The sequence below is a fragment of the Frankia sp. CcWB3 genome, assembly GCF_977927595.1.
The window spans coordinates 1-3,443 of record NZ_CDWRCK010000346.1 but is presented as its reverse complement, the minus strand read 5'-3'; the positions used below and the strand labels follow the sequence as shown (position 1 = coordinate 3,443).

At 73.3% G+C, this 3,443-nt stretch carries 5 protein-coding genes; 2 read left to right on the top strand and 3 right to left on the bottom strand.

What is annotated here, in order from left to right; genetic code table 11:
* Positions 1-77: 77 nt before the first annotated feature.
* Positions 78-563, top strand: coding sequence for a hypothetical protein (locus tag ACY5KJ_RS18840; protein ID WP_462187437.1), 486 nt, complete (start codon positions 78-80; stop codon positions 561-563).
* On the opposite strand, the gene ACY5KJ_RS18835 is transcribed toward ACY5KJ_RS18840, so the two are convergent.
* The 3 genes from ACY5KJ_RS18835 to ACY5KJ_RS18825 are packed head-to-tail and all read right to left on the bottom strand — an operon-like array spanning position 496 to position 2,560.
* Positions 496-1,212 (bottom strand): methyltransferase domain-containing protein, encoded by a 717-nt coding sequence (locus ACY5KJ_RS18835; protein ID WP_462187436.1) that lies wholly within the window; start codon positions 1,210-1,212, stop codon positions 496-498. The genes ACY5KJ_RS18840 and ACY5KJ_RS18835 overlap by 68 nt on opposite strands.
* The gene (locus ACY5KJ_RS18830) at positions 1,206-1,898 is read right to left on the bottom strand and encodes a TIGR04282 family arsenosugar biosynthesis glycosyltransferase (RefSeq protein WP_462187439.1); all 693 of its coding nucleotides are present in this window, start codon (positions 1,896-1,898) and stop codon (positions 1,206-1,208) included. Before ACY5KJ_RS18830 ends, ACY5KJ_RS18835 begins: the two co-directional genes overlap by 7 nt.
* Before the next feature lie 11 nt (positions 1,899-1,909).
* Positions 1,910-2,560 carry a glycosyltransferase family 2 protein gene (locus ACY5KJ_RS18825; RefSeq protein WP_462187435.1) on the bottom strand — a complete coding sequence of 217 codons (651 nt, stop codon included), beginning with the start codon at positions 2,558-2,560 and terminating at the stop codon, positions 1,910-1,912.
* Between the two features lie 182 nt (positions 2,561-2,742).
* On the opposite strand from ACY5KJ_RS18825, the gene ACY5KJ_RS18820 reads away from it, so the two are divergent.
* Positions 2,743-3,443, top strand: a 701-nt coding sequence (locus tag ACY5KJ_RS18820; protein WP_462203984.1) for a response regulator, incomplete at its 3' end; no start/stop codon positions are given.

Genomic DNA, 3,443 nt, shown 5'->3' with positions numbered 1-3,443 from the left:
GATTATCCGGCCCGGCTCATCGCGCCGAACCGGCCCGGGGTCCTCCAGACGGAATGGGTACATCGGGTGGTGATGGTATGAACGCCGTCGTACTGCGCGGTGTCGCGGTGGCGGCCGGGCTGGCCGCAATCGGTTACGGGGTCGACGGCGTGCTCACCCACCAGCAGGCCACCCGGCCGCCGAACACCGTGGTCTGGCTGATCGGCGGGGTCCTGGTCCATGACGCGTTGCTCGTGCCCGCGACGATGCTCGTCGGCTTCCTGCTCACCCGGTTGGTCCCACCGCCCTACCGGTCCGTCGCACAGGGCGCACTGCTGGTGAGTGCGGCGGTCGCCCTGTCGTCGCTCCCGCTGTGGCGTGGCTACGGTGGGGACCCTGGGAACCCGACGGTGAACCCGCTGCCGTACGGACGCAACCTCGCGCTCGTTCTCGGAGTGGTCTGGGCCGGCGCGGCGGCCCTCATGGTGAGTCGGGCGGTCCGCGCCCGGCGGGGAATCATCCGGTCGGGAGACGCCGGCGCAGCGCGGCGAAGTGCCGGCCGGCGCTGCACCAGGTCCGGGTGATTAGCAGTCCGGCGTCCGGCGCGAGGCCGGTCAGGTCGTCCCCGTCCACCAGGCACCAGGAGAAGGGCCGCGACACCCGGCCGGTCGCGGCCTCCAGCCGGACCCGCATCGGGCCGGTCTGGGCGCCCGGCGGTTCGAGTTCGACGAGCACCCGGCCGGAGGGGGCGAGGAGTTCCCCGGCCCGGCGCAACAACCGGATCGGGTCGCCGCCGATGCCGATGTTCCCGTCGGCGAGCAGCAGCGCGGCCCATCGTCCCTCGGCAGGTACCCGGCCGAACACGTCCCGCCGTAGCGCCGGCGCACCGGCCCGCCGGGTCAGGTGCACCGCGAACGGCGCGACGTCGATGCCGAGGGCCGGCACCCCGCGGGCCGCGAGCGCAGCCGCGAGCCGGCCGGGCCCGCAGCCGACGTCGAGGGTCGGGCCGCCGCAGTAACGCAACAACGACAGATCCCCCGGGGACAGCGCCCCGGTGGAGCAGGTGCGCGGGGTCGACGCCGCCGGGGGCAGAGTGCCACGCCAGCGGTTCACCGGCAGCGGGTCGCGTCGCCCGTCGGGACGGCGCATCCACAGCTGTCCACCGGCGGAACGCAGTCCCGCCTCGTAGACGGTCGTCGGTCCCCACCGGCCGTCGGGGACGCCGGTCAACACGCGGTGGCCCGGCCGGCGGTGATGCGATCCCCTTGCGTGGCGCGCAGCGCCGCGGCGAAGCGCCCACCGGGCACGAGCCGGGCGACCGCGTCGGCGTCGGCCATGGTGTCGACGTCACGCACCGTCGGCAGGGTTGTGACCGTCAGGCCGGCTTCGGACAGGCGGGCCCGTTGCCGTGCGCCGGTGTCCGGGCGTGAGGTCGGCACGCCACGGAGAAGATCGCCGTCGGGGGTGGTCAGGCCGAGTGCCCACCATCCCCCGTCCGCGGCGGGACCGAACACCGCGTCGGTCGCGTGCAGCGCGTGGCAGGCGGAGGCGAGCAGGGCGGCGGTCACCTGGGGGGTGTCCATCCCGATGAGCAAGATCGGCTCGCTGCCGGCGTCGAAGGCTGCGGCGAGCCTGACGTCGAACGGCCCCGACACCTGCGGCATCACTTCGATCGCGATTCGTCCGGCCGCGATTCGTCCGGCCGGGATTCGTCCGAACGAGGTCTCCAGCCACGGGCCGACCGCGCCGTCGAGGACGAGGACCGGGCACAGTGCGTCGAACCCGGGCAGGCGGGTCAGCTCCTCAACCGCGGCCAGCGTGTCCGCGAGCGCGGCCGCCGCGACGGCCGCCGCCTGGTCCGGGCGCAGGGGCGGCGTGAGGCGGGTCTTGACCCGCCCGGGTACCGGCTCCTTCGCCATCACGAGCAGCCTCACCGGAGGCTCGCCAACAGGGCGGACGTGTCCCGGGCCGTCCGGGCGGCGCCGAGCGGTGTCCCGGTCACCTTGGAGCGCCCGACCCGAGGGGTGTAGGCCACGTCGGTCTCGATGATCCGCCAACCGGCCTGGGCTGCCCGCAGCAGCAGTTCCAGCGGATAGCCGAACCGGCGGTCGGCCACGGGCAGTCGGAGCAGGTCCTCCCGGCGGGCCACCCGCATCGGGCCCAGATCATGGACGGGAACGCCGCGCCGGCGCAGCCGCCCGGCGACCACCGCGTTCCCGAATCGGGCGTGCGGCGGCCAGGCCCGCATCGAGGTCGGGCGACGGCGGCCAAGAACCAGATCGGCCCGGCCGGCCAGCAACTGCGCGACGAGACCGGGAAGCTCGGCGGGATCGAGGGAGGCGTCCGCGGCGAGCAGCCCGGCGTGCACGGCGGCGCCGTAGCCGCGCTCAGGCACGTCGACGACAACCGCCCCGCGTTCCAGCGCCACCTGGCGGGAACCGTCGCGCGATCCGTTGTCCGCGACGATCGGCCGGTAGCCGACGGGCATCCGATCCAACACCCAGGGTAGCGCCCCGGCCTCATCCAGGCAAGGCAGGACGACGTCGACGGAGGCCCCGATCCCACTACGTTGCGTGAACATGATCGGGACTGTAGTGCCGCCCGCGCGTGATCAACCCTTACGGAACAAGGAATGCCCGGGTCCCGTCCGGCGGCTCGGCACGGACACGACGACAAGCATGACGATCATTACGAGCATTACGAAGCGGAGACATCCGAGCCGATCATGGTCAAGACGGCCGTCGCCTTACCTATCGTGGCCGGGTGGCCCGTGTGCTCATCGTCGACGACGACGCCCTCGTCTCCGAGGTCGTCGACCGTTACCTGCGCAACGCCGGCTCCGACGTCGACCGCACCGCGGACGGGCCCACGGCCCTGCGGGTGGCCGAGACGACCCCACCGGACCTCGTCGTCCTCGACCTGATGCTGCCCGGTCTCGATGGCATCGAGGTGTTCCGCCGGCTCCGGGCGCACCGACCGGTACCAGTGATCATGATGACCGCACGTGCCGACGAGTCGGATCGCATCACCGGTCTGGAGATCGGCGCCGACGACTACGTGACCAAGCCGTTCTCGCCGCGGGAGCTGACCCTGCGCGTGCAGTCGGTGCTGCGGCGGGCGAACGAAGCGGCGCCGGGCGCGGAGGCCGGCGTCCTGCGGGCCGGCCCCCTCGTCGTCGACGCAGCCGCGCGGACCGCCACCCGGCACGGGGTGCCGCTCGGGCTGACGGTGCGCGAGTTCGATCTGCTGGCCTTCCTGCTGCGCCGGCCCGGCCGCGCCTTCACCCGGGGCGAGCTGCTCGAACAGGTGTGGGGATGGAGCTATGGCGACCCCTCGACGGTCACCGTGCACATCCGCCGACTGCGGGAGAAGATCGAGGATGATCCGACCGCTCCCCGGATGCTTGTCACAGTGTGGGGAGTCGGGTACCGCTACGATCCCGGCACCCCGCGCCCCGACAGCAC